This window comes from Bacteroides sp. D55t1_190419_B8 (genome assembly GCF_015558905.1).
Taxonomy (GTDB): Bacteria; Bacteroidota; Bacteroidia; order Bacteroidales; family Bacteroidaceae; genus Bacteroides; species Bacteroides vicugnae.
Genome location: NZ_JADMOU010000026.1, coordinates 37987 through 64701 on the forward strand (window position 1 = coordinate 37987; position 26715 = coordinate 64701).

21 protein-coding genes are annotated in these 26715 nt (G+C 41.7%); 8 read left to right on the forward strand and 13 right to left on the reverse strand.

From position 1 onward, the window contains the following. Nucleotides 1–179 precede the first annotated feature (179 nt). The 4 genes from I2I13_RS18710 (at nt 180) to I2I13_RS18725 (ending at nt 7283) form a co-directional block, all read left to right on the forward strand. A complete protein-coding gene (locus tag I2I13_RS18710; RefSeq protein ID WP_195564424.1) occupies nt 180–1805 on the forward strand; it encodes a CTP synthase in 1626 nt (541 codons plus the stop codon). 58 nt (nt 1806–1863) lie between these two features. After that, nucleotides 1864–3717, forward strand: a complete 1854-nt coding sequence (yidC, locus tag I2I13_RS18715; RefSeq protein WP_074558363.1) for a membrane protein insertase YidC — start codon at nt 1864–1866, stop codon at nt 3715–3717. Between the two features lie 83 nt (nt 3718–3800). Further along, entirely contained in the window at nt 3801–5132 is a 1332-nt protein-coding gene (gene bexA / locus I2I13_RS18720; RefSeq protein WP_004309255.1) for a multidrug efflux MATE transporter BexA, read from the forward strand. 48 nt (nt 5133–5180) lie between these two features. Continuing rightward, on the forward strand, nt 5181–7283 hold the full coding sequence (locus tag I2I13_RS18725) for a S9 family peptidase (protein ID WP_195650205.1): 2103 nt from the start codon (nt 5181–5183) through the stop codon (nt 7281–7283). Nucleotides 7284–7416: 133 nt separating this feature from the next. Here I2I13_RS18725 and I2I13_RS18730 read toward each other — a convergent pair whose 3' ends face one another. The 4 genes from I2I13_RS18730 to I2I13_RS18745 all read right to left on the reverse strand — a co-directional run bounded on the left by I2I13_RS18730 (nt 7417) and on the right by I2I13_RS18745 (nt 10681). After that, nucleotides 7417–7923 carry a flavin reductase family protein gene (locus tag I2I13_RS18730; protein ID WP_004299977.1) on the reverse strand — a complete coding sequence of 169 codons (507 nt, stop codon included), beginning with the start codon at nt 7921–7923 and terminating at the stop codon, nt 7417–7419. A gap of 159 nt (nt 7924–8082) precedes the next feature. After that, entirely contained in the window at nt 8083–9081 is a 999-nt protein-coding gene (locus tag I2I13_RS18735) for an MBL fold metallo-hydrolase (protein ID WP_004317905.1), read from the reverse strand. 154 nt (nt 9082–9235) lie between these two features. Next, nucleotides 9236–10333, reverse strand: coding sequence for a PspC domain-containing protein (locus I2I13_RS18740; protein WP_004299979.1), 1098 nt, complete (start codon nt 10331–10333; stop codon nt 9236–9238). 21 nt (nt 10334–10354) lie between these two features. Next, a complete protein-coding gene (locus I2I13_RS18745; RefSeq protein WP_074638611.1) occupies nt 10355–10681 on the reverse strand; it encodes a PadR family transcriptional regulator in 327 nt (108 codons plus the stop codon). A 164-nt stretch (nt 10682–10845) separates the two neighbouring features. On the opposite strand from I2I13_RS18745, the gene I2I13_RS18750 reads away from it, so the two are divergent. Further along, nucleotides 10846–11343 (forward strand): GNAT family N-acetyltransferase, encoded by a 498-nt coding sequence (locus I2I13_RS18750; protein ID WP_004299981.1) that lies wholly within the window; start codon nt 10846–10848, stop codon nt 11341–11343. 83 nt (nt 11344–11426) lie between these two features. Here the strand turns inward: I2I13_RS18750 and I2I13_RS18755 are convergent, their stop codons facing one another. From I2I13_RS18755 to uvrA, 3 genes are all read right to left on the reverse strand, one after another. Continuing rightward, nucleotides 11427–13091 (reverse strand): peptide MFS transporter, encoded by a 1665-nt coding sequence (locus I2I13_RS18755; RefSeq protein ID WP_195650206.1) that lies wholly within the window; start codon nt 13089–13091, stop codon nt 11427–11429. 107 nt (nt 13092–13198) lie between these two features. Next, the gene (ybaK, locus tag I2I13_RS18760) at nt 13199–13678 is read right to left on the reverse strand and encodes a Cys-tRNA(Pro) deacylase (protein ID WP_004309260.1); all 480 of its coding nucleotides are present in this window, start codon (nt 13676–13678) and stop codon (nt 13199–13201) included. A 104-nt stretch (nt 13679–13782) separates the two neighbouring features. Then, complete coding sequence (gene uvrA, locus I2I13_RS18765) at nt 13783–16608, reverse strand: excinuclease ABC subunit UvrA (RefSeq protein ID WP_195650207.1); 2826 nt, start codon at nt 16606–16608, stop codon at nt 13783–13785. Between the two features lie 158 nt (nt 16609–16766). Between uvrA and I2I13_RS18770 the strand changes: the two genes are divergently transcribed. Together I2I13_RS18770 and I2I13_RS18775 are read left to right on the forward strand one after the other, a co-directional pair. Further along, the gene (locus I2I13_RS18770) at nt 16767–18533 is read left to right on the forward strand and encodes a LysM peptidoglycan-binding domain-containing protein (RefSeq protein WP_195650208.1); all 1767 of its coding nucleotides are present in this window, start codon (nt 16767–16769) and stop codon (nt 18531–18533) included. Nucleotides 18534–18540: 7 nt separating this feature from the next. Further along, nucleotides 18541–19281: a porin family protein gene (locus I2I13_RS18775; protein ID WP_195650209.1), complete on the forward strand. Its 741-nt coding sequence runs from the start codon at nt 18541–18543 to the stop codon at nt 19279–19281. Nucleotides 19282–19413: 132 nt separating this feature from the next. Here the strand turns inward: I2I13_RS18775 and I2I13_RS18780 are convergent, their stop codons facing one another. The 5 genes from I2I13_RS18780 to I2I13_RS18800 form a co-directional block, all read right to left on the reverse strand. Next, nucleotides 19414–19857 carry a DUF4293 domain-containing protein gene (locus tag I2I13_RS18780; protein ID WP_195650210.1) on the reverse strand — a complete coding sequence of 148 codons (444 nt, stop codon included), beginning with the start codon at nt 19855–19857 and terminating at the stop codon, nt 19414–19416. A 108-nt stretch (nt 19858–19965) separates the two neighbouring features. Continuing rightward, entirely contained in the window at nt 19966–20301 is a 336-nt protein-coding gene (locus I2I13_RS18785; protein WP_004299989.1) for a DNA-directed RNA polymerase subunit omega, read from the reverse strand. A gap of 14 nt (nt 20302–20315) precedes the next feature. After that, on the reverse strand, nt 20316–21119 hold the full coding sequence (locus tag I2I13_RS18790) for an outer membrane protein assembly factor BamD (RefSeq protein ID WP_074558372.1): 804 nt from the start codon (nt 21117–21119) through the stop codon (nt 20316–20318). Between the two features lie 329 nt (nt 21120–21448). Continuing rightward, nucleotides 21449–21874, reverse strand: a complete 426-nt coding sequence (locus tag I2I13_RS18795) for an amino acid-binding protein (RefSeq protein ID WP_004299992.1) — start codon at nt 21872–21874, stop codon at nt 21449–21451. Nucleotides 21875–21893: 19 nt separating this feature from the next. After that, nucleotides 21894–23192, reverse strand: a complete 1299-nt coding sequence (locus tag I2I13_RS18800) for a phenylacetate--CoA ligase family protein (RefSeq protein ID WP_004299993.1) — start codon at nt 23190–23192, stop codon at nt 21894–21896. Between the two features lie 135 nt (nt 23193–23327). On the opposite strand from I2I13_RS18800, the gene uvrB reads away from it, so the two are divergent. Further along, nucleotides 23328–25358: an excinuclease ABC subunit UvrB gene (gene uvrB / locus I2I13_RS18805; protein WP_004303633.1), complete on the forward strand. Its 2031-nt coding sequence runs from the start codon at nt 23328–23330 to the stop codon at nt 25356–25358. A gap of 399 nt (nt 25359–25757) precedes the next feature. Here the strand turns inward: uvrB and I2I13_RS18810 are convergent, their stop codons facing one another. Beyond that, nucleotides 25758–26462, reverse strand: coding sequence for an SGNH/GDSL hydrolase family protein (locus tag I2I13_RS18810; RefSeq protein WP_004309262.1), 705 nt, complete (start codon nt 26460–26462; stop codon nt 25758–25760). Nucleotides 26463–26715 lie beyond the last annotated feature (253 nt).

Consider the following 26715-nt stretch of genomic DNA (forward strand, 5'->3'; position numbering starts at 1 on the left):
GGTTTAGGCTGCAAAGCTACATTATTTTGTTTAGAAATCATAGGATTCTTTTAAAATTGCATTTTTTAATAAAATTGTGGAGACGAAAGACTGTAATCTTCCTCTTTTTTTTATAATTTTGCGGTTTTTAAGTTCGTAAGAATACTACTAAGTAAACAATTATTAAAACAGTTATAGCTGTGGGAGAAACAAAGTATATTTTCGTCACCGGTGGTGTTGCCTCTTCTTTAGGAAAAGGGATCATCTCATCATCCATCGGTAAATTGCTGCAAGCAAGAGGTTATAATGTAACCATCCAGAAGTTTGACCCGTATATCAACATCGACCCGGGAACATTGAATCCTTATGAGCACGGAGAGTGCTATGTAACCGTAGACGGACACGAAGCCGACCTCGACTTGGGACACTATGAGCGATTCCTGGGTATACAAACGACAAAGGCGAACAACATTACTACGGGACGTATCTACAAGAGCGTCATTGACAAGGAACGTCGTGGAGATTATCTGGGTAAAACGATCCAGGTGATTCCTCACATCACAGACGAGATCAAACGGAATGTTAAACTGCTTGGTAATAAATACAAGTTTGATTTTGTGATTACTGAAATCGGTGGTACGGTAGGTGACATCGAATCACTCCCCTACCTCGAAAGTATCCGTCAGTTGAAATGGGAACTCGGTAAGAACGCTCTTTGCGTACACTTGACCTATGTTCCTTATCTTGCTGCTGCCGGAGAATTGAAAACAAAACCGACGCAACATTCTGTAAAGGAACTCCAAAGTGTGGGTATTCAGCCGGATGTACTGGTACTGCGTGCCGAGCATCCGCTAAGTGACGGACTGCGTAAGAAAGTGGCACAATTCTGTAATGTAGACGATAAAGCCGTTGTGCAATCTATTGATGCGGAAACAATTTACGAAGTACCTATCCTGATGCAAGCGCAAGGGCTGGACAGCACTATCCTCGAAAAGATGGGACTGCCGGTAGGAGAAACTCCGGGACTCGGTCCATGGCGTAAATTCCTGGAACGTCGTCACGCTGCAGAGACTAAAGAACCGATCAATATTGCACTGGTTGGAAAATACGATTTGCAGGATGCTTACAAATCTATCCGTGAAGCTTTATCGCAAGCGGGTACTTACAATGACCGCAAAGTGGAAGTTCATTTCGTAAACAGCGAGAAACTGACAGATGAGAATGTAGCTGAAGCTTTGAAAGGTATGGCGGGCGTAATGATTGGTCCGGGATTCGGTCAACGGGGTATCGACGGCAAGTTTGTCGCTATCAAATATACACGTACACATGACATTCCGACTTTCGGTATTTGTCTGGGTATGCAATGTATTGCTATTGAGTTTGCACGCAACGTACTAGGATACGCAGATGCCAACTCACGTGAAATGGATGAAAAGACTCCGCACAACGTGATTGATATCATGGAAGAGCAGAAAGCAATCACCAATATGGGTGGTACGATGCGTCTGGGCGCTTACGAATGTGTATTGCAGAAAGGTTCGAAAGCATATCAGGCTTACGGACAGGAACATATTCAGGAACGTCACCGCCATCGCTATGAGTTCAACAATGATTATAAAGACCGATATGAAGCTGCCGGCATGAAATGTGTAGGTATCAACCCGGAATCGGATCTGGTAGAAATCGTTGAAATCCCGGCTTTGAAATGGTTTGTCGGTACACAGTTCCATCCGGAATATGGTAGTACGGTACTGAACCCTCATCCGCTGTTCGTGGCATTTGTAAAAGCTGCCATCGAAAACGAAAAAGCAACGGTGAACGGCTAACGATACGTGGTAAACAACCGGTAGTTTGTAATTTATATAATTTGTAATTAAAATAAGAATGGATAAAAACACCATCACAGGTCTCGTTCTGATAGGTATATTATTGGTAGGATTCAGTTTTTTGAGCCGTCCAAGCGAGGAACAGATAGCTGCGCAAAAGAAATACTACGATTCTATTGCCGTGGTACAGCAGCAGGAGGAAGCGTTGAAGGCTAAAACGGAAGCGGCACTGGCTAACAGTCAAAAAGAGGTGGCATCGGCTGCCGATTCTTCTGCTTTGTTTTTCAATGCCTTGCATGGAACCGACTCTAAAATCAGCATCCAGAATAATGTAGCGGAAATCACTTTCACAACCAAAGGCGGACGTGTCTATTCAGCCATGCTGAAAGATTATATGGCACAAGACAAAAAGACGCCGGTCATGTTGTTCGACGGTGACGATGCTTCGATGAACTTCAACTTTTACAACAAGGCAGGAGCCATCCAGACCAAAGATTATTTCTTTGAAGCTGTGAACAAGACGGACAGTAGTGTTACAATGCGTCTGGCTGCGGATAGCGCAAGCTATATCGATTTCATCTATACGCTGAAACCGGATAGCTACCTGATGAACTTTGAAATCAAAGCGACAGGCATGGAAGACAAGTTGGCTAGTACTAAGTATGTGGACATCGACTGGTCACAACGTGCCCGCCAACTGGAAAAAGGATTCACTTATGAGAATCGTCTGTCGGAACTGACTTATAAAGTAACAGGTGACAATGTAGACAACTTGTCTGCTGCCAAAGATGACAGTCAGGATTTGCCGGGACGCATTGATTGGGTAGCTTTCAAGAATCAGTTCTTCTCGTCTGTATTTATCGCTGAACAGGATTTCGACAAGGTTTCCGTTAAGTCAAAAATGGAACAACAGGGAAGCGGATATATCAAAGATTATTCTGCTGAAATGAATACTTTCTTTGATCCGTCAGGCAAAGAACCGACAGAGATGTACTTCTACTTCGGTCCGAACCACTTCAAGACGCTGAAAGCGCTGGATAAAGGACGTGACGAGAAATGGGAGCTTCACCGACTGGTTTACCTGGGTTGGCCGCTGATTCGCTGGATTAACCAGTTTATCACGATCAACGTATTCGACTGGTTGTCCGACTGGGGATTGAGCATGGGTATCGTTCTGTTGATTCTGACTATTATGGTAAAAGTGCTGGTTTATCCGGCTACCTGGAAAACGTACATGTCTTCTGCCAAGATGCGTGTATTGAAACCGAAAATTGACGAAATCAACAAGAAATATCCGAAACAGGAAGATGCAATGAAGAAACAGCAGGAGGTGATGGGCCTTTACAGCCAGTACGGGGTAAGCCCGATGGGCGGCTGTCTGCCGATGTTATTGCAGTTTCCTATCCTGATGGCTTTGTTTATGTTCGTGCCGAGTGCTATCGAGCTGCGTCAACAGAGTTTCTTGTGGGCGGACGACCTTTCTACTTATGATGCGTTCATCACATTCCCATTCCATATTCCGTTCCTGGGTAACCATCTTAGCTTGTTCTGCTTGCTGATGACAGTAACCAATATTCTGAACACAAAGTACACAATGTCTATGCAGGATACCGGAGCGCAGCCACAAATGGCGGCTATGAAATGGATGATGTATCTGATGCCGATTATGTTCTTGTTCGTCTTGAACGATTATCCGTCAGGTTTGAACTATTACTACTTCGTGTCAACGCTGATTAGTGTGGGTACTATGATTCTGCTTCGTAGAACGACTGACGAAACTAAATTGTTGGCTATTCTTGAAGCGAAAAAGAAAGACCCGAAACAAATGAAAAAGACCGGATTTGCTGCTCGCCTGGAGGCGATGCAAAAGCAACAAGAGCAATTGCAGCAGCAAAGACAGAATAAAAAATAAGGAGTAATTCCCGAAATCTATTCTAAGAAAGCCGGACACCTATTTTGGTCGCCCGGCTTTCTTTCTCTAAAAAATAAAATAGGATGAAAACTAAATATTCTTATAAACAAATCTGGACAATCTCCTACCCTATCCTAATCAGTCTGATTATGGAACAGATGATTGGTATGACGGACACTGCTTTTCTGGGACGTGTCGGAGAAATCGAATTAGGTGCTTCCGCCATTGCAGGTGTATATTACCTTGCCATTTTCATGATGGCATTCGGTTTCAGCATCGGTGCCCAGATATTAATTGCGCGTCGCAATGGAGAAGGAAACTACAAGGAAATCGGACCCATTTTTTATCAGGGCATATATTTCCTGCTTGCCATGGCAGTGATTTTATTCACGTTCTCCATCGTATTCTCACCATATATCCTCAAGAATATCATTTCGTCTCCTCACATTTACGATGCAGCCGAGAGTTATATTCACTGGCGTGTGTACGGGTTCTTCTTCTCTTTTATCATGGTCATGTTCCGCGCCTTCTTTGTAGGTACGACACAAACCAAGACGCTGACTTTGAACTCTATTGTGATGGTACTTTCGAATGTGGTATTCAATTATATCCTGATTTTCGGTAAATTCGGTTTCCCGCAATTGGGAATTGCCGGTGCTGCTATCGGCTCTTCGCTGGCTGAAATGGTATCGGTGATTTTCTTTATCATCTATACCTGGAAACGGATTGACTGCAGGAAGTATGCATTGAATATACTGCCTAAGTTCCAAGGGAAAACACTGAAACGAATACTGAATGTTTCTGTGTGGACAATGATTCAGAACTTTGTTTCTTTGTCTACCTGGTTTATGTTCTTTCTATTTGTGGAACATTTGGGAGAGCGCTCTTTGGCAATTGCGAACATTATCCGAAACGTGTCAGGAATCCCGTTTATGATTGCAATGGCATTTGCATCCACCTGTGGTTCATTGGTCAGCAATCTGATCGGTGCAGGTGAACAGGATTGTGTACGGGGTACTATCAGGCAGCACATTCGCATTGGATATATATTTGTATTGCCAATTCTGATATTCTTCTGTCTATTTCCGGATCTGATCCTACGTATTTATACAGATATGCCGGATTTGAGAGCAGCATCCGTGCCTTCACTGTGGGTATTGTGTTCTGCCTATCTGGTACTGGTGCCTGCCAATGTTTATTTCCAATCGGTATCAGGTACAGGGAATACGCGGACTGCACTGGCTATGGAACTTTGTGTATTGGCTATCTACGTCACATACTCTGCATATTTCATCATGTACCTGCGGATGGACGTCGCATTTGCCTGGACAACGGAATGCGTATATGGTATTTTCACGCTGATGTTCTGCTACTGGTACATGAAGAAAGGAAACTGGCAGAAAAAGAAGATTTAAATCCTTTTTTCACTATCTTCGCAAGAAAATAAACATTTTATAAAATATATGAGACAAGCTAATTTATTTATGATGTCGGCAGCAATGTTGTTAGCTGCCTGCGGAGGAACCAAAGACGCAGGCAAGACAGATCAGGTGCTTATCGAGAAATCGGATATTAAGATCGAAGGGAAGCGCATGACTCCCGAAGCACTTTGGGCTATGGGACGTATCGGCGGATTCGCCGTATCGCCCGACGGAAAGAAAATTGCGTATACGGTAGCGTATTACAGCGTACCGGAAAACAAGAGTAACCGCGAAGTTTTCGTGATGAACGCAGACGGAAGCGAAAACCAGCAAATCACTCGTACCCCGTATCAGGAAAATGAGGTGACTTGGATTAAGGGAGGCACTAAACTGGCATTCTTAAGTAATGACAACGGAAGCAGCCAGCTTTATGAAATGAATCCGGATGGTAGCGGGCGCAAGCAGCTGACCAACTACGACGGAGATATTGAAGGATATTCCATCTCACCGGATGGCAAAAAACTGCTATTTATTTCACAAGTAAAGACGAAAGAAAGCACCGCTGATAAGTATCCGGACCTGCCGAAAGCCACCGGTATCATCGTTACCGACCTGATGTACAAGCATTGGGATGAATGGGTGACAACCGCTCCGCATCCTTTTGTTGCCGACTTTGATGGTAACGGTATTTCCAATATCGTGGATATCCTGAACGACGAACCGTATGAAAGTCCGATGAAGCCTTGGGGTGGCATCGAACAACTTGCCTGGAATACAACCTCGGACAAAGTGGCTTACACTTGCCGTAAAAAGACAGGACTGGAATATGCGATTTCTACCAACTCTGATATTTATATCTATGACTTGAATACTAAGAAAACAGAAAATATTACTGAAGAGAACAAAGGATATGATACCAACCCGCAATACTCACCGGACGGCAAGTATATTGCCTGGCAGAGCATGGAACGTGACGGATACGAAGCGGATTTGAACCGTCTGTTCATCATGAACCTGGAAACTGGCGAGAAGCGTTTTGTGAGTAAGGCATTCGAATCGAATGTGGATGCTTTTGTCTGGGGAGCAGATGCTAAAGTGATCTATTTCACAGGTGTATGGCATGGAGAATCACAAATTTATGCGCTTGACCTGGCAAATGATTCGGTAAAGGCTATTACTTCAGGAATGTATGATTACGAAGGGGTAGCTCTTTTCGGAGATAAGCTGATTGCGAAACGTCATTCAATGAGTATGGGTGATGAGATTTACTCTGTGGCACTGGATGGTTCTACCACTCAACTGACACAGGAGAACAAACAAATCTATGACCAGTTGGAAATGGGTAAAGTGGAAGGTCGCTGGATGAAAACAACAGATGGTAAACAGATGTTGACATGGGTGATTTATCCTCCACAGTTTGATCCGAACAAGAAATATCCGACTTTACTGTTCTGCGAAGGAGGTCCGCAGAGTCCGGTAAGCCAGTTCTGGTCTTATCGCTGGAACTTCCAGATTATGGCAGCTAATGATTATATCATCGTTGCTCCGAACCGTCGCGGTTTGCCGGGATTCGGTGTGGAATGGAATGAACAAATCAGTGGCGATTACGGTGGCCAGTGTATGAAGGATTACTTCACTGCTATCGATGAAATGGCAAAAGAGCCGTATGTGGACAAAGATCGTCTGGGATGCGTAGGTGCCAGCTTCGGAGGATTCTCCGTATATTGGTTGGCCGGACATCACGACAAACGGTTCAAAGCGTTCATTGCTCATGATGGTATCTTCAACATGGAAATGCAATATCTGGAAACTGAAGAAAAATGGTTTGCCAACTGGGATATGGGAGGCGCATACTGGGAAAAACAGAATCCGGTGGCACAGCGTACGTTTGCCAACTCTCCTCACCTATTCGTAGAGAAATGGGATACTCCTATTCTCTGTATCCATGGAGAAAAAGACTACCGTATCCTGGCTAATCAGGCTATGGCTGCTTTTGATGCTGCCGTGATGCGTGGTGTTCCTGCAGAGCTGCTGATTTATCCGGATGAAAACCACTGGGTATTGAAGCCACAGAATGGGGTTCTATGGCAACGCACATTCTTTGAATGGTTGGACAAATGGGTGAAGAAAGCTCCGTCTAAATAAAATTTTACGTTAATTACATAGTAGAATAAACATAGTAAACTAAAAGAAGCCCCTGTTCTCAATCTTTTGAGTTCAGGGGCTTCTCCATTGCATTCATCAAAATCGGCTAAAATTATAAAAAAGTTCGCTAAATTTACTCCGAATAAATATTTTCAATTTCTACAATATACATCTTATGGAAACCTCCATGAGCACCACCGTACCACTTCTCTATTGATTCTTTATCCAGAAAACATTCCGGTTTGATAGTGTCAGCATAAAGTTTCTTACATTCCAGACTCAAACGTGCCTGCTCGAACAGGACATTTCCTTTTTCTGTAAATACAGGTTTCAATCCGGTTTCTTTTACTTTATCTATATTACGTCCCGACTTGGAGCCACAAACAGCGTGAATTTTCTTATTTTCTTCTCCTAAGAAAGAAAGTGTCAGGTAATCGTTCTTCTCTACAAACTCGTATGTATACCGTTCGGGACGGATAAAAACGAAAGCAACCGGTTTATTCCACAACCAGCCGATGCCACCCCAACTTGCTGTCATCGTGTTAAACTTCTCTTTTGTTCCGGCTGTAACCAGCATCCACTCTTTTCCGATCGCTTCGAAAAAGTTTTCTTTCAAATCTTTTACTTCTAATTTCTTCATCTCTTTATTCGTAAATATGTATTCATAATTAGTTTATATAATAATTTAGGCACGGATTACACAGATTAACACGGTTACTTTGCAACAATAACAACACTAAAAACCGTGAAATCCGTACCTAGAAAAATAACGATTAATTCATGGCAGGTACTTATCTAATTATTTCTGTTTATTCAATTTCACAATCTCTCCCAAATAGGGAATCTTCACCGGAATCTTCCGTTTCTTAGCCTCTGTTGCGAAGACTTTCGGGGGATCATGCAAAGGCTCGTCAGACAAATCGAATGTGCCATAATGCATGGGAATGGTAAGCCCAGCATGCATTTCCTCGGCGGCAGTCAATGATTCGTAAGGCGATATATGATTGGGACGCATAAACCAGCGAGGTTTGTATGCCCCGATGCCTAACAAAGCATAATCCGGTGCTCCGAACAGATCGGGAATCTCACGGAAGTGACTGGAATAACCTGTATCACCGCTATAATAAAGAGAAATTCCATTTCCTTGCAGCATGAAAGCTCCCCACAGTCGCTGGCCACCATCACGTACGGAACGTTTGCTCCAGTGTTGTGCCGGTAGAAAAGTAATCTTCAATCCCTCATCTTCCATTTGTTGATACCATCCGGCTTCAATCACTTTCATTTCGGGAAACCATCCCTGAATCAGCTCACCGGTTCCCAAGCCGCAAAAGAGTTTCATTTGCGGGTTATTCTTCAGTAAACGGGCTATACTCTGTTTATCCAAATGATCGAAATGGTCATGGCTGACAAGTAGATAATCAATCCCTGTAAATATGTCAGGATTAGCGGGAAACTCGCTCTGTCTCTTCACAAAAGGAATACTGCCGAACACAGGATCGAACATGATTCGTTTACCTGCTAACTGGAGAAAGAAAGAATTATGTCCGAGCCATATCAGGGAATCTCCCACCACTGCATCCAATGAACGGAGATAACAAACCTTTGGATCCCATTTCACCGTTTTCTTCTCTTTGCGTTGGGGATTGGACGAAAGACGCCATTTCAGTACACTCCCCATCCCCGGACGGAAGCGATGCTGCCGATTAAAAAAACGCCCGCGCACCATCGGATTTCCTCTCCAATAAGGGTTGACTGTCGCTAAACGTTCGTTTCTCCTAAAACATATATGTTCACCCATTTTTATTTCCTGAATACGTATTTACAAACTTACTAAAAATTTCTCGATTTACGATGAATTAGAGTAAACAAAAAATGTACCCCGGACACACTATCGGGGTACATTTACTTATAAAGGAATAAATATTATCCTTTTTTAATAGAATGAGACTTCGTTAAGAGCAGTGCAAGCCATACAAAGGCAGTTGCCAGCCAAGAGCTGAAAGATTAATAATCATTATGACTGCACCCAATATCCATAGAATCAATAGCGACCATTTCAAACCCGTTCCCATCGGTGACCAATGGAATAATTGCCGCAAGATAGTATACAAGAAAGCTCCTAACGGAATGCCGATGAGGGCAACTCCGGCAATCGTACCTAGCAGTGTCATCATTGGAGATACGGAAGCAACCGGCATCCAGTCGATGGCAGGCAGCATCTCGTAAAGCAGTGCTCCTCCGCTAACTGCCACGGCAATTGCTGCAAACACCAGTGCTACCAGTACAACGGCCAGTACGAACAAGACAGGGCAGCAGAGAATGACAAGAGCTACCAGAAATATTTTAAAGAGAACAGCAGCAATGGAAACAAATACATCGCCTATCTTTTGAAGAAAGGTACGAGGTTTGCCGGAGTTCATATAGTTGTTAACTCCGTCCGCTACACGTTCGAAACCGTCTGTCACTGTTTTGCCAATATTCTCAATGGTCACTGCTTCTCCACGCATACTCAATTTTTCCGCGGCAGTACGGGCTTCCGGAATAACGATCCATCCGATAATATAAAGTATAATCATCGGGCAATAAGGTACAAATACAAGGATAATCATCAATATACGCACTAATGTGATGTCCCAACCGAAGTAAGCTGCCAATCCTGCCGCTACGCCTCCCAACAATTTATTATCCGGATCACGAAACCAGCGGCGTTGAGCAGCGGTTTGCGTACTGCCTTGATTAGCGGACGATGTTTGTTCCGTTCTTTTCTGTGAGTCCATATCCTCATCAGCAATTCCAAAGTCTTCCGGTTTGCCGACACGAGCGATAATTTCTTCTACATCCGAAACTGTGATGACCTGTTTTCCTTCAGTTACTTTCTCTGCAAACAGTTCGGCAATACGCATCTCAATATCGTTTACGATCTCTTCCGCACCCTCCTGTTTACGAAAGTAATGTTTGAGGTTAGACAGATAATTGTCTAACAATCGGTAGGCGTCATCATCTATATGATAGACAATTCCTCCTAAATTTATGGTCAATGTCTTTTTCATTTTTATTTCTTCTTTTTCGGATTATCTATTGGCAATATGATTCACTGTTTCATTAAGTTCCTTCCAGGAAATTTCAAGTTCTCCCAAAAAGACTTCTCCCTGTTCGGTCAATTTATAGTATTTGCGGGGAGGTCCTTGGGTAGATTCTACCCATTCATAACTTAACAGGTCGTCATTTTTCAGACGGGTAAGCAATGGATACAAGGTGCCTTCCACTACAATCAGTTGGGCTTCTTTCAATTTCTGAATAATATCAGAAGCATAAGCGGGCTCCTTGTGCAACAAAAGCATGATACAATATTCAAGCATGCCTTTCCTCATCTGTGATTTTACATTGTCTACTTTCATTATTCACTTCTTTTAGATGCACAAATATATGCATTACTTTAGTACCTTGCATTACAAAGTACTATAAATTAATAATAATTAAAACATTAGAGACTCTCCACCTTATTATAAAAAGAAATAATGGCTATATTTGTGCCCGTTAAACCAAGAAATAGAAAATACATATGTTTACAATTCGAAAAGCAACGGTAGCCGATTGCGAGCTTATTCATAAGATGGCAAAGGAGGTATTCCCCGCCACCTACAAGGAAATTTTATCTCCCGAACAACTGGATTATATGATGGACTGGATGTATGCTCCTTCCAATGTGCGCAAACAAATGGAGGAAGAGGGACATGTGTACTCCATTGCTTATAAGGAGAATGAACCATGCGGATACGTTTCCATTCAACAACAGGAAAAGGATGTATTCCATCTTCAGAAGATATATGTCCTCCCCCGTTTTCAGGGTACGCATTGCGGCAGTTTTTTATTCAAGGAAGCAATCAAGTGTATCAAAGAAATACACCCGGAACCTTGTTTGATGGAGCTCAATGTAAATCGTAATAATAAGGCTTTGCAGTTTTACGAACACATGGGAATGAGAAAGTTACGGGAGGGTGATTTCCCGATTGGTAACGGATATTACATGAATGATTATATTATGGGATTGGATATTTAAAAATTAGGGTAATAAACGGGTTTTATACAAACCGTTTATTACCCTAATTTATTATTAGATCTCAGGCAAATACCTGCCTTATTTTAAGCAACTTTTTCAAGCTTCTTCATGATAGAGAATATGAATAGAGCTGATAACAGACAACAAGCAATCAATACGCTCCATACCATCCACAGTTGCATATCACCCCACAAATAACCAATAATAGCAACCAGGTAATTTCCAATAGCTGTAGCTACAAACCAGCCTCCCATCATCATACCTTTATACTTGGGTGGCGCTACTTTTGATACAAAAGAAATACCCATTGGTGAAAGCAACAACTCTGCAAAAGTCAATACCAGATAAGTAGAAATCAACCAGTTGGGAGAAACAAGAACATCCGGATTAATACCAGCCGTTTCTACTGCTTTCGGAGTAGGAAGGCCCATGGAACCAATGGCTAAAATCAAGAAACCACACGCTGCAATCACCATACCAATACCGATTTTGCGCGGTGCGGAAGGTTCTTTTTTCTTTTTAGCCAAATAACCAAAGACAGCCAAAGACACCGGAGTCAGAGCCACTACAAAAAATGGATTAAACTGCTGGAATATTTGAGGAAGAATTTCTACGGTTGAATCCATAGAGCAATAGCTCCACACTAATATAGCAAGAGAAGCCAATACGACAACACCGGCAATGGCTTTTCCACGACCAGTTTTTGACTGGAATAGAGAGAATGCGCCATAAACAGCAATGATAACAAGAACCAGATTCCAAACATCGAATCCAATACGATCAATTCCTATCACAGATTGAGTAGTGTAGTCACGTGCAAAGAATGTCATAGTCAAACCGTTCTGGTGGAACGCCATCCAGAAAAAGATAACCACAGCAAACACAAGCAACAAAGCAACAATACGTTCTTTTGTTTGTGCCGGAGTCAATTCCGGCTCATTATAGTTATTTACAGCCTTAGCTTGTTTTGAGTTATAGTCTGCATGCTTAAACATGGAACGGCAACAAATATAAATTGCCATTGAAATAATCAAAGAAATACAAGCTACGGCAAAGCCATAGTTATATGCCTCTGACAGTTTCTCGATATAAGTACTACAGAATGCAGCTGTATCACCGGCAAAGCCTTGTGCCGCCTGTAATCCACTAAGGGTAACATTACCTTCCGGAGTAATAGTCCCACCAAGAAATTGATGGGCCAATGAAGGTATTTGAGCATTATAGGTAAATCCTGCGCCACTTAAGATATAATTAGTCACTTTGGTAGCAGCTGTCGGAGCAAATAAAGCCCCCACATTGATTGCCATATAAAACAAACTGAAAGCAGTATCACGCTTTGAGCTATATTCCGGAGAATCATAAAGATTACCTACCATTACTTGCAGGTTTCCTTTAAATAAGCCGGTCCCGCAAGCGATCAGAAACAGTGAACCAAACATCATCATCTTGCCTGTAAGATTCGCTGCTGTAGGAATAGCCAAAAGCAAATAACCAATAAACATAACAACGATACCCGTTGTTACCATCTTACCATAGCCACACTTATCAGCCAAAATACCACCTATAAGAGGCATAAAATAAACTGCTGCCAGAAATGAGCCAAAAATAGTAGAAGTTTCTGCTGCCGTGTAACCAAACTTCGCTTGTAAGAAAAGTGTAAAAATAGCAAGCATCGTGTAGTAGCCAAAACGCTCGCCCGTGTTAGCCAAGGCTAAAGCGTATAGCCCTTTCGGTTGTCCTTCAAACATATAAACAAGAATATTAGATTAATAAAATTGATATTTTCTGCAAATATATACTTTTTTTAATTCATTCAAAGAATATGTAGTCATATTTACTCTACAAATAATAAGACTTACTCCTCAAATAAACGACAAATTTCCGCTCTGGATTCACGAATCAAATCTTCCGGTGCTATTTTTATCTGAAGTCCCCGTACACCGGCACTTACATAAATATATGGAAATTGTTGACTGGTTTCATGAATATAAGTCGGAAAATGCTTTTTCATACCAATCGGCGAACAACCTCCGCGGATATATCCGGTAAGTGGCAGAAGTTCTTTTACGGGAATCAACTCGCACTTCTTGTTACCCGAAGCTTTAGCCGCCAGTTTCAAATCAACTTCATGTTCCCCCGGAATGACACAGACAAAATATCCGCTTTTATCGCCGTGCAGAACAAGCGTTTTAAATACCTGCTCGATGTTCTCTCCTAAACTTGCTGCCACATGAACAGCACTCAAGTCGTTTTCATCTACTTCGTAGGGAATTAACTCATAGGCTATCTTAGCCTTATCTAACAGCCGTGCGGCATTTGTTTTATTGATTTTCATTTTCGTTGTATTTATAAGTTCTGTATCTGATAAATAAAGAATATGATATGATAAGTGCCAACTCATCGAAGATTGTCCGATAAGTTGGCACTCTATGATTTAAATTAGAGACCCAGCTCTTCGCGAAGAAACTTAGGTGTATATCCTTTAGGGCTCTTCGCAACTTCTTCCGGTGTTCCGTAACTAAGGAGTTCTCCCCCGCCCTTACCACCTTCAGGGCCCATATCGATAATATAATCCGCCATTTTAATCACATCCAGATTGTGCTCGATGACGATAACAGTATTACCTTTATCTACAAGCTTATTCAATACTCCCATCAACACACGGATATCTTCAAAATGAAGTCCGGTAGTCGGTTCGTCAAGGATATAAAGAGTTTTGCCCGTATCTCTTTTTGATAGCTCCGTTGCCAGTTTCACACGCTGGCTTTCTCCACCGGAAAGAGTGGTAGAAGATTGTCCCAGTTTTATATATCCGAGTCCGACATCCTGCAATACTTTAATCTTATTCAAGATTTGCGGCACATTTTCAAAGAATTCCACAGCACGGTTGATCGTCATGTCAAGTACATCGGCAATTGATTTTCCCTTGAAACGCACTTCCAGTGTTTCCCGGTTATAACGTTTACCGTGACAAACCTCACAAGGCACATATACGTCAGGAAGGAAATTCATTTCAATCGTCTTATAACCATTTCCCGTACATGCTTCACAACGCCCACCTGCAACATTAAAGGAGAAACGTCCCGGTTTATAACCACGAATCTTAGCTTCCGGCAGACCCACAAACAGGTTACGGATATCAGAAAACACACCGGTATAAGTCGCAGGATTGGAGCGTGGCGTACGTCCCAAAGGTGATTGATCCACATCTACTACCTTATCTATATTTTCCAACCCTTCAATCGAATCGTATTCCAAAGGATCTTGTAAAGAACGATAGAATTTCTGTGAAAGAATCGGCTGCAAAGTTTCATTAATCAAGGTGGATTTTCCACTTCCTGATACACCAGTTACGCAAATCAGTTTACCCAACGGAAATTCAACATCTACATTCTTCAGGTTATTCCCCTTCGCTCCTTTCAGCCAGATAGATTTCCCATTTCCTTTTCTACGCTTGGCAGGGATTTCTATCTTCATCTTGCCATTCAGATATTGCGAAGTCATTGTATCTGTATTCAGCATCTCCTGCGGGGTTCCGGCGAAAACGACTTCGCCTCCGAGACGTCCGGCTTTCGGACCCATATCGATGACATAGTCGGCAGCTAACATCATATCCTTATCATGTTCCACTACAATCACGGAGTTCCCCATGTCGCGGAGTTCTTTCAACGAGTTGATAAGACGCAGATTATCACGCTGATGCAGACCGATACTCGGCTCGTCGAGAATATAAAGTACATTCACTAATTGCGAACCAATCTGTGTAGCCAAGCGGATACGCTGACTCTCACCACCGGAAAGACTAACAGAGCTACGATTCAATGCCAGATAATCCAGACCCACGTCCAGCAAGAACTTCAAACGTGTGCGAATCTCTTTCAGAATCTCCACCGATATTTTCTTCTGCTTATCGGACAGGAACTCATCCACCTTCATCAACCAGTCGTACAACTCGTTGATGTCCATATTCGCCAACTCATTGATATTCTTATCATGGATACGAAAATGCAAAGCTTCTTTATTCAAACGAGCCCCTTTACATTCGGGACAAACCGTTGTTTTGGCAAATTGTTCCGCCCATTTCTGTGCTGTTGCAGAAGCATCCTTTTCCTGCAACATCTGAATATACTTCACCACTCCTTCGTAAGTAACAAAGTAATCGGAGGAAGTACCGATCAGTGAACTCTTGATTTTAATCCGTTCGTCAGAACCGTACAATACTTCATCAATCGCATCGTCCGGCAACTCCTTTATCGGAGTTTTCAGTGTTGCGTCGTACTTCTCGAGCAAAGCACCGATTTGCCAGAAAATCATCGCATTCTTATATTTTCCCAAAGGTGCTATCGCTCCTTCATAAATGGAAAGTTCACGATCGGGAATCACTTTGTCCACATCAATCTGATTGACTACTCCCAATCCCTTACACTTCGGACATGCTCCTTGCGGTGAATTGAATGAGAAGTTATGCGGAGCCGGCTCACGATAAGACAATCCGGTGACAGGACACATGAGCCGCTTACTATAATGACGGATGCTTTCAGACTGGGCATCCAGAATCATCATCAACCCATCTCCCTGGCGCATAGCGGTTGCCACACTCTGTTTCAAGCGCCGGTCATCTTTCTCCGCTACCACTAATTTATCAATAACCACTTCTACATCGTGATTTTTATAGCGGTCGAGTTTCATGCCATGCGTTATTTCACGCACTTCACGGTCCACCCGTACATACAGGTATCCTTTTTTACGTATTTGTTCGAAAAGTTCCCTGTAATGTCCCTTACGTGAACGAACTAGCGGAGCCAGCAGATATATTTTCTTTCCTTTATAATCTTTCAGAATCAAGTCCAGAATCTGCTCTTCGGTATATTTCACCATCTCCTCACCCGACAGATACGAATAAGCCACTCCCGCACGGGCATACAGCAAACGGAGATAATCATATATCTCCGTAGTCGTTCCTACGGTAGAACGGGGATTTTTATTCGTTGTTTTCTGTTCAATGGAGATAACCGGACTCAAACCTGTTATCTTATCGACATCCGGACGTTCCAGATTGCCCAAGAAGTTACGGGCATACGCTGAAAAAGTTTCGATATAACGACGCTGTCCTTCGGCAAAAATCGTATCGAAGGCTAAAGAAGATTTTCCACTACCGCTCAATCCGGTGATAACAGTCAAACTGTTACGGGGAATTTCGGCATCAATATCCTTTAAATTGTGCACGCGCGCACCGTACACATTAATATATTCTGTTTCCTGCATATTCATATCCTTCCATAAATGTTGCAAAATTAATGTTTCCGCCCGAAATATGCTCCTAAAAAAGCACAATATTATTTTCTTAACTCAAATCTTATGAAGATATAGGGCATTATTTGTACCTTTGTTCCTTGATTTCAAGAACCAATAGTTATAATTTGATGAAACCGATAAACCGTATATTCTTATTTTTGCTTTTTATAAGCGTTTCATATGCTATCAGTTATGCACAAGAAAACCAATCATATTTCTTGCATACCATCGAAAAAGGACAAAGTTTATACTCCATCTCCAAGATGTATAATGTCACTACATCAGACATCATACGTCTGAATCCTGGCTGTGACGAAAAGATCTATGCCGGACAGACAATCAAAATCCCTACAGGGAAAGAGAGTCAGAAGGGAGAAACATTCCATACGATTCAAGCCGGAGAAACACTATACAAACTGACAACCATGTATAATGTATCCGCCAAAGATATTTGTGAAGCAAACCCCGGTTTGAGTGCCGAAAATTTCCGCATCGGACAGGTCATCCTGATTCCGCAGAAAAAAGAAGAGCAAACTGCTACTGCAACTCAAACGCCTACCGAACAGACCACCATTCAAGGTCCTGTTGTGCCGAAATGCAAGGATATGCATAAGGTAAAACGCAAAGAGACTATTTTTAGCGTGAGCCGTGAATATGGAATCAGCGAGCAGGAGTTAATTGCAGCTAACCCGGAACTGAAAAAAGGCATGAAAAAGGGACAATTCCTTTGCATCCCTTACCCGGCAGCAACGACCGTGCAACCTACACAGAAGGAAGATCCTTACGCTATTCCTCCCAGCAATAGCGAGCTTTTCCGCAAAAGTAAAGAGACTCCCCAAAAGCTGTCTACCATTAAAGCAGCTTTATTGTTGCCTTTCCAGGAAGACAAACGCATGGTGGAATATTACGAAGGTTTCCTGATGGCAGTAGACAGTCTGAAACGTACAGGTATTTCTCTTGATCTATATGTATATGATTGTGGAAAAGACGTTTCTACATTAAATACGATTCTTGCCAAGAACGAGATGAAAAGTATGAATATCATCTTCGGTCCGATGCACCAGAATCAAATAAAGCCATTGTCCGACTTCGCAGAGAAGAACGACATACGCCTGGTGATTCCTTTCTCTCAAAAAGGAGAAGAGGTATTCAACAACCCGGCTGTTTATCAGATCAATACGCCTCAATCTTACTTATATTCAGAGGTTTATGAGCACTTCACCCGTCAATTCCCCAATGCAAACGTTATCTTCATAGAACCAGCGAGCGTTGATAAGGAGAAAGCGGAATTTATCAGCGGCTTGAAACAAGAGTTGAAAAGCAAAGGAATTCCAATGAGAACCGTCAGTGAAAGCGCAACGAAAGAAACGTTGAAAGCAGCGCTCCGCAGTGATAAAGAAAACATCTTTATTCCGACATCAGGCAACAATGTCTTACTAATTAAGATACTTCCTCAACTGACGCTGTTAGTCAGAGAGAATCCTGCAGAGAATATTCATCTGTTCGGCTATCCGGAATGGCAGACCTATACCAGAGATCATCTGGAAAATTTCTTTGAGTTGGATGTATATTTCTATTCTTCATTCTATACAAATACGTTGTTCCCGGCAGCTGTGCAGTTTACCAACGCTTACCATAAATGGTATAGCAAAGACTTGGCAAGCAAATACCCTAATTACGCAATGCTGGGTTTTGACACCGGTTTCTTCTTCCTGAAAGGATTATCACTTTACGGCTCGGAACTGGAAAACAATCTGCCTAAAATGAACCTGACTCCTATCCAGACCGGATTCAAATTCCAACGTGTGAATAACTGGGGAGGATTTATTAATAAAAAGGTGTTCTTCATACGTTTCACTAAGAATTTTGAATTAGTAAAACTTGACTTCGAATAATACGAAAATGATAAAGATAAAACCATTTTTGATCGCAACACTCCTACTTACAGGATTTGCCCTTCCTGCTGTCGCTCAAATCGGAGAAGCACGAAACAATTTATCGGTAGGTATCAATGGAGGTGTCAATTTAAACAGTGCTTCCTTTACTCCCACCATCAAGCAAAATAGCCTGATGGGAATTACCGGAGGTTTGACAGCACGTTATATATCCGAGAAGTATTTTGCCATGATTTGTGGCGCACAAATCGAGCTCAATATATCGCAACGAGGTTGGGATGAGTTATTTGAAATAACAACAACTAATGCAGATGGATATGAGGTAACAGAAAAGGACCCTAGTAAAACTTATACTCGCAAAATGACCTATCTTGATATTCCTTTTCTTGCCCATTTGGCCTTTGGGAAAGATAGAGGATTGCAAGCATTTATAAATCTAGGTCCCCAAATCGGATTCCTAATTAGCGAATCAGAAACAATGAAAGGTATAGATATGAATGATGTGAGAACTAATAGTCCCCAGAAAGCCGTGTACGGAGTTAAGATTCAAAATAAATTTGACTATGGTATTGCCGGTGGCGGTGGTGTAGAACTTAGAACAAAGAAAGCTGGTAGCTTCATCGTTGAAGGCCGTTATTACTTTGCCCTGTCTGATTTCTACAGCACTACTAAGAAAGATTATTTCGCCCGTGCAGCGCATGGAACCATTACCATAAAGCTCACATATTTATTTGATTTGAAGAAATAACCCCTCTTTCAAGGAGGAAGAGATTAAAACCTCTTATTTATAAACAAAATCCCATTCATAACGAACTAAAAAATCCCCACTAACTCTAAACGAATTAGCGGGGATTTCTATTTCTGGGGACTTTAGTCCCTTTTATCGCAATCTATCCGCAGCCTTCACCATCACCTCATCGCGTCCGATAGCACGAACAGCCAATATATTCAGAATGATGGAAATAAGTGGCAAACACAATGCCCAGCCTATACGGAACATATTTTCATCATTCTTCAATGCAAAATAAAAAGCAAGGGCAGCAATGTAATAACCTACCAATAATAAGCTATTGAAAATTGTCATGCGAATCTGCAACATACGGTTCTTATACAAAAAGATAGTAGCCACAGCCACGATGGTGCTAACCATCAGAATTCCGAATAAGCCCCATGTAGACTGAATAGCATCGTTTACTTCCAATCCTAATGCCTTAAAAGGATGTTCTCCCATTGCGTCAATGAAGTAACCCATCGGCAAACACATGGCTGTAATCAGCAATCCTGCAACAATCAATAAATAAACAGTTTGAATTCGTTGAATCATAAGTATTCTAAATAGTAGTTGAGTTAAACAATAATAGCCAAGCAATAAGGAGCAGGGATCATCATCCCACTTACTACTTGACTATCAAATTCTTCGTCAGAAAATAAATTACTGAAGTTTTTCTTTCTCCTTAGCCGGATTTCTATAATATATTTTCCCTTCGATGTATTCTTGCGTAGCAATCAAGTCCGGTTTCGGCAATTTCTCATAATAACGAGAAATTTCGATTTGCTCTCTATTTTCAAACACTTCTTCCAAATTGTCATTGTAAGAAGCAAACTCTGCCAGTTTCTTAGAAAGATCGTTTTTGATTTCTACACTGATCTGATTAGCACGCTTACCAATAATGGCAACTGTTTCATAAACATTACCTGTATCAGCACAGAGTTCCATCATGTCACGGGTTACTGTTGTAGCAGGAGCATTCGTTTTTTTGTAGTCCATAAATCTATTTAAATTTAGTCTTTAATTACTTTTTGTGATTCATTGAATATCTTCTCGGCTTCTTTCAAATATTTACTTTCAGGAAATTCATTCTTAAAAGCGTAATATTCATCAATCGTTTCGCGGTAACGATCCATCTTCTTGTCCTCAACGCTAAAGATAGCCATTTCGTGTCTTGCACGCAGAACCAAAATGGAAAGTTCTTCACGATAATCAGTATAAGGATAATCCTTCAATGCATTTTGAGCTGTGATTACACAAGACTCATAGTTATTGCCCAAATAATTACCCAGATTATAATATAGCCTTGCTGAATAAAGCTCTTTCAAAACCAGTTTATCCTGTAAAGCAAAAATCATATCCTGTGCTTCCTGCTTCTTTGTGCTGTTCGGGAAATACTCCATGAACATCTGCAATTGCTGGATAGCCTGATAAGTGCTTGACTGATCCAAACGTGGTTCCGGAGTATCCAGGAATAAAGCCTTACCTGCATGGAAACGTGCCAGTTCAGTAAAAGTACCACGAGGATATGTATTGAAATAGGTGATAAATGTCTGGGCAGCTGTCTGATAATCTTTCTGATTATAGTAGCTCATTCCCAACATATACAAAGATTCTTCCGCTTTATCGGTTCCTTTCAGAATGGTTATCAACTCATTCAGCAACGTAGCTGAACGATTATACTGTCCCTTCGCAAAATAGTTTTTGGCGGCTTCGTACTTGTATTCGTAATCGGTGCTTTTCAGCAATTTATTGTACTCTCCACATGATGTAAGAGTAGCCGCCGCAAGCAAAGTTATAATGATATTTTTCTTCATCCTATTTAAAAATAATGCGCAAAGTTACTTATTCGCTGGGAATTTAGCAATTAATCTGTGTTTTTTAATACATAAAAGGCGTTAAACATCGACAAAAGGAGAGAAAATGACGTCGAAATACAAATGACAAACAATAAACTGCAGATTATAAACGAATCACAATAGTGACGGTATGTGTTCGGGATAGTGACGGTATCGTTGGCATATACCGTCACTATCTTCACCGGATAGCGTCACTATATTTATAGTAAAAACGGTAAGCAATTGCGCTGTCCTTGAATTGGATAACACAACTGTTTACCGTTCATTATTTATTGCTCACTGTATATTTACAGCTTATACAAGTCACTTGCAGCCAGTAGATCGACTTTCTTTTCTTTCAATACCTCGATACACTTATCCAGGTTGCTGGGGCGAATCACTACGTTTGCAATATGGTTATTGGCAAACGAATACATATATTCAATAAATACGCCCTCTTCTGATAAATATCCCAGCACTTTTGCCAAAGCACCTGGTATGTTGGGACAGCTTATACCTACTACATCAGTCACATTCACTGCAAAATGATTATCTTTTAAAGCTTTGTATGCTCTATCCGGATCGGATACAATTCCACGCAAAATACCAAAATCAGCATTTTCGGCAATGCACAAGGCAGAAAGATTGATATTTTCTTTCGCCAGCACTTCAGTCACTTCCGTCAAACGGCCTGACTTATTTTCCAAAAAAATAGAAAGTTGTTTTGCTACCATTATCGTAAAGTTTTAAGTATTAAATCTTTCTGTTATCAATTACACGTTTCGCTTTACCTACGCTGCGTTCAATGCTGCGAGGCTCTACCAGTTTCACGTTGACTCCCAGTCCGAGTACGCTTTGCAAACGTCCTCCCAGTTTCTTCTTCAAAGCCAGCATTTTGTTGATCTCATCCGAATAGAATTCCGGACGTACTTCAACCTGGAGTTCCATTGTATCGGTATTATTTTCACGACCTACTATCAACAAATAATGCGGTTCAAACTCTTCCATTTCAAGAATGACTGATTCAATCTGCGTCGGGAATACATTCACACCGCGGATAATCAACATATCATCACTACGTCCCAAAATACGATCCATACGTACCAATGTACGGCCACAGGAACATTTATCATGATGCAAGGCCGTCAAATCACGCGTACGGTAACGGAGCAACGGCATACCCTCTTTGGTCAGATGGGTAAATACCAGTTCGCCCGTTTGACCGGGCTCAACCGGTTGCAACGTATTCGGATCGATGATTTCCGGGAAGTAATGGTCTTCATTCAAGTGAGTCCCGTGCTGACATTCGCACTCGTACCCGACACCCGGTCCGGCAATCTCACTCAAGCCATAAATATCGTATGCTTTGATTCCCAACTTTTCTTCTATCTCATGACGCATATTTTCCGTCCAGGGTTCTGCACCGAAAGCACCGACTTTCAGTTGGAATTCTTCACGCGGCAAACCGGAATCTTTGATTGCATCTGCCAGATAAAGCGCATAGGAAGGAGTACAACAAAGCACTGTCGATCCGAAATCATGCATCAAGGTTATCTGTTTTTCCGTGTTACCACTGGACATCGGAATAACAGAAGCACCGATATTTTCGGCTCCTGCATGTGCTCCCAATCCGCCCGTGAACAGTCCGTACCCATAAGATACCTGAAAAATATCAGAACGCCCCGCTCCATAAGCGGTAAAAGCACGCGATATACATTCCGCCCATGTAGACAAGTCCTTACGGGTATATCCGACAACCGTCGGTTTTCCGGTTGTTCCGGAAGAAGCATGAATACGTACAATTTGGCTCATCGGCACGGCACAAAGTCCGAACGGATAATTATCTCTTAAATCATGTTTCGTGGTAAACGGCAGTTTTACAATATCATCAATACTATTGATGTCATCGGGAGTAATCCCCATTTCCTGCATCTTCTTTCGATAGAAAGGCGTGTTGTGATAAACGTAATCTACAATTTTCTTGAGTCGTATGCTTTGAATCTTGCGAAGACTTTCGCGGTCCATACACTCAATGCTCTCATTCCAAATCATGTGTTTCTGGTATTACTAGTTGTATGAATCTGTTTTTTGATATTAATATGTTGCAAAGTAAAGGATTTATTTGGAAAAATGATTTGTTATCTCGATTATTTTACCGAATATTGCTCCACTTTTTAGGATTTAACTATGAATTATGAACTAACATCAGCTTATAAACCTACCGGAGATCAGCCGGAAGCTATAGCACAACTTACTGAAGGGGTCCTTCAGGGAGTTCCCGCACAGACTTTATTGGGAGTGACCGGGTCGGGAAAAACATTTACCATTGCCAATGTGATCGCCAATATCAATAAACCCACCTTGATTTTGAGCCATAACAAAACACTGGCTGCCCAGCTCTACAGTGAGTTTAAAGGTTTTTTCCCAAACAATGCGGTAGAATATTACGTTTCTTACTATGATTATTACCAGCCGGAAGCTTATCTGCCGAACAGTGATACATATATAGAGAAAGATCTCGCCATCAATGACGAAATCGACAAGCTCCGACTCTCTGCCACTTCCGCCCTACTCTCCGGAAGAAAAGACGTGGTAGTGGTTTCTTCCGTATCTTGTATCTACGGTATGGGAAATCCTTCGGACTTCTACAAAAATGTCATCGAAATAGAACGGGGACGGATGATGGACCGCAATGTGTTTCTACGTCGTTTGGTAGACAGTTTGTATGTCCGCAATGATATCGACTTGAACCGTGGAAATTTCCGGGTCAAGGGCGACACGGTGGATATTTATCTGGCTTATACCGACAACCTGCTCCGCGTCACCTTCTGGGGGGATGAAATTGACGGCATCGAAGAGGTAGACCCTATCACAGGAGTCACTATCGCACCATTTGACGCCTATAAGATTTATCCGGCCAACCTGTTCATGACTACCAAAGAGGCTACTCTCCGTGCTATTCATGAAATAGAGGATGATTTGACCAAGCAAGTAGCTTTCTTCGAATCTATCGGCAAGGAATACGAGGCCAAACGATTGTATGAGCGAGTAACTTACGATATGGAAATGATTCGGGAATTGGGACATTGTTCCGGAATTGAGAATTATTCCCGTTATTTCGACGGCCGTGCTGCCGGTACCCGCCCCTATTGTTTGCTCGATTTCTTTCCGGATGATTTCCTGATCGTTATCGACGAAAGCCACGTAAGCGTACCCCAAATCCGTGCAATGTATGGAGGAGACCGTGCGCGAAAAATCAATCTTGTGGAATATGGTTTTCGATTGCCTGCCGCTATGGACAACCGTCCGTTGAAATTTGAAGAGTTTCAGGAGATGGCAAAACAAGTAATCTACGTCAGTGCTACACCGGCGGATTATGAATTGATTCAGTCGGAAGGAATCGTCGTGGAACAGGTGATTCGTCCTACCGGTCTGCTTGATCCTATCATCGAAGTACGTCCGAGTCTCAATCAGATTGACGATTTAATGGAAGAAATCCAGCTCCGTATTGAAAAGGAAGAACGCGTACTCGTCACTACACTAACCAAACGAATGGCAGAAGAACTGGCAGAATATCTTCTTAATAATAATGTGAGATGTACCTATATCCATAGTGATGTCGACACACTGGAACGTGTGAAGATTATGGATGATCTCCGGCAAGGAGTTTATGACGTACTTATCGGGGTCAACCTGCTTCGTGAGGGTCTCGACCTTCCGGAAGTGTCTCTCGTCGCTATTCTCGATGCAGACAAAGAAGGATTCCTCCGCTCCCACCGTTCATTGACACAAACTGCGGGACGTGCCGCGCGTAATGTGAACGGTAAGGTAATCATGTATGCTGATAAGATGACGGATAGCATGAAACTGACGATTGATGAAACGAACCGTCGTCGCGAAAAGCAGTTGGCATATAATGAGGCAAACGGAATTACCCCGCAACAGATTAAAAAGGCCAGAAACTTGTCTGTATTCGGTAATGCAAAAGAGGCAGATGAGCTGTTGAAAGAAAGACATGCTTATGTAGAACCTTCTACTCCGAATATCGCAGCAGATCCGATAGTGCAGTATATGAGTAAAGCGCAGATGGAAAAGAGTATCGAGCGTACCCGCAAACTGATGCAGGAAGCAGCCAAGAAACTTGAATTTATCGAAGCCGCACAATATCGTGACGAATTATTGAAACTGGAGGACTTGATGAAAGAGAAATGGGGATAAAATTTCCCCATTGTTCACCTATTATAGCCTGATTGTTAAGGGCTGAAACTCTTAACAAACCTGTAACTTCGCATTTAGTCTATTAATTAGTGTTATAAAAACACCAATTAAGGGCTGATAATTTGCAAAGTTACCGGAATCCCGTATCTTTGCACTGTGTTTTTCATAGTATTAGATTTAAGGTTAACAAAGGTTGGAGCAAGGCGTTGCTCCTTTTTTTATGTCTATACGTCACCTTCAATGAAAAATATAAAATTGAAAAGACATAATGTACCACTCTCTAAAGCATAAATTAAGGAGGATTGCAGATATAGACTGATCATTCATTACGGCTGAATCTATTCATGCAATCCTCCCATTTCTTATAGTTGGATTATTCCTACTTCAAGCGATGATAAATCAAAGAGCCTTCTCTATGGCATTTTTAATCAACGGTTCCATAATATCATACCCTTCGCTCGTTGGGTGAACTCCATCTTTAGTATATTGAGGATTCAAGGCCTGATTTTCGTCAACCACCATTGCCTTGTAATAATTAACAAACGGAATTTTATTTGCTTTTGCATAAGCCTCTATCCGGTCATTTAAAGATTTAATTTTCTGCGGAACATCTTTTATTTCCATTCTCCACTTAAATGCAGCAGCAGGCAATACGGAAGTCAAAATTACTTTTATTTTATTTGCTTTTGCCAGTTCCGCCATAGAAACAATGTTTCCGAATGTATAATCTTCATTATACGCTTGTGTATTTTCAGCGACATCATTTGTTCCGGCATTAATCACCACTAAAGCAGGAGAAAGATTAATCACATCTTCCCGGAACCGTAACAAGAATTGATAGGAAGTCTGCCCACTGATTCCACGGCCAATGTAACCATTTGATTTGAAAAAATCCGGATGAGTCCTTACCCATCCTTCCGTAATGGAATTTCCCATAAAAATAACCCGTTTGTCTTTCTTTGTCGCTTGTGGAAGTGCAGCATTTTCTTTTGAATAACGACGTAGATTAGCAAAATCATTTTTCTGTGCATAGCTTTCTCCTATCGAGAAACTCAAGCAAACAACAGCCAATAATATCCATTGGCCCCATCTTCTTTTATCCATGTTTATATTAAGTATTAGTAATATAATATTTTATGCAAAGATAAAAAAAACTCCATATATAGGCATCCAAAACAACAAATAACCGTTAAGGCGAAGGTACTTTTTCTTAATCAATGTTATATAACATACGTTTTTTCTTGGATTATTTGCTAATTTCACGATAGTCCGTATCTTTGCACTGTGTTTTTCATAGTATTAGATTTAAGGTTAACAAAGGTTGGAGCAAGGCGTTGCTCCTTTTTTTATGTCTATA

Excerpts from the sequence above, each read along its gene's own strand:
- uvrB (WP_004303633.1), top strand. The coding sequence starts at position 23,328 with ATGAATTATGAACTAACATCAGCTTATAAACCTACCGGAGATCAGCCG.
- I2I13_RS18730 (WP_004299977.1), bottom strand. The coding sequence starts at position 7,923 with ATGAAGAAATTAGAAGTAAAAGATTTGAAAGAAAACTTTTTCGAAGCG.
- I2I13_RS18785 (WP_004299989.1), bottom strand. The coding sequence starts at position 20,301 with ATGGACTACAAAAAAACGAATGCTCCTGCTACAACAGTAACCCGTGAC.
- I2I13_RS18775 (WP_195650209.1), top strand. The coding sequence starts at position 18,541 with ATGATAAAGATAAAACCATTTTTGATCGCAACACTCCTACTTACAGGA.
- I2I13_RS18740 (WP_004299979.1), bottom strand. The coding sequence starts at position 10,333 with ATGAAAAAGACATTGACCATAAATTTAGGAGGAATTGTCTATCATATA.
- I2I13_RS18750 (WP_004299981.1), top strand. The coding sequence starts at position 10,846 with ATGTTTACAATTCGAAAAGCAACGGTAGCCGATTGCGAGCTTATTCAT.
- I2I13_RS18735 (WP_004317905.1), bottom strand. The coding sequence starts at position 9,081 with ATGGGTGAACATATATGTTTTAGGAGAAACGAACGTTTAGCGACAGTC.
- I2I13_RS18770 (WP_195650208.1), top strand. The coding sequence starts at position 16,767 with ATGAAACCGATAAACCGTATATTCTTATTTTTGCTTTTTATAAGCGTT.
- I2I13_RS18795 (WP_004299992.1), bottom strand. The coding sequence starts at position 21,874 with ATGGTAGCAAAACAACTTTCTATTTTTTTGGAAAATAAGTCAGGCCGT.
- I2I13_RS18725 (WP_195650205.1), top strand. The coding sequence starts at position 5,181 with ATGAGACAAGCTAATTTATTTATGATGTCGGCAGCAATGTTGTTAGCT.
- ybaK (WP_004309260.1), bottom strand. The coding sequence starts at position 13,678 with ATGAAAATCAATAAAACAAATGCCGCACGGCTGTTAGATAAGGCTAAG.
- yidC (WP_074558363.1), top strand. The coding sequence starts at position 1,864 with ATGGATAAAAACACCATCACAGGTCTCGTTCTGATAGGTATATTATTG.
- I2I13_RS18745 (WP_074638611.1), bottom strand. The coding sequence starts at position 10,681 with ATGAAAGTAGACAATGTAAAATCACAGATGAGGAAAGGCATGCTTGAA.
- I2I13_RS18790 (WP_074558372.1), bottom strand. The coding sequence starts at position 21,119 with ATGAAGAAAAATATCATTATAACTTTGCTTGCGGCGGCTACTCTTACA.
- I2I13_RS18780 (WP_195650210.1), bottom strand. The coding sequence starts at position 19,857 with ATGATTCAACGAATTCAAACTGTTTATTTATTGATTGTTGCAGGATTG.
- uvrA (WP_195650207.1), bottom strand. The coding sequence starts at position 16,608 with ATGCAGGAAACAGAATATATTAATGTGTACGGTGCGCGCGTGCACAAT.
- I2I13_RS18800 (WP_004299993.1), bottom strand. The coding sequence starts at position 23,192 with ATGATTTGGAATGAGAGCATTGAGTGTATGGACCGCGAAAGTCTTCGC.
- I2I13_RS18810 (WP_004309262.1), bottom strand. The coding sequence starts at position 26,462 with ATGGATAAAAGAAGATGGGGCCAATGGATATTATTGGCTGTTGTTTGC.
- bexA (WP_004309255.1), top strand. The coding sequence starts at position 3,801 with ATGAAAACTAAATATTCTTATAAACAAATCTGGACAATCTCCTACCCT.
- I2I13_RS18755 (WP_195650206.1), bottom strand. The coding sequence starts at position 13,091 with ATGTTTGAAGGACAACCGAAAGGGCTATACGCTTTAGCCTTGGCTAAC.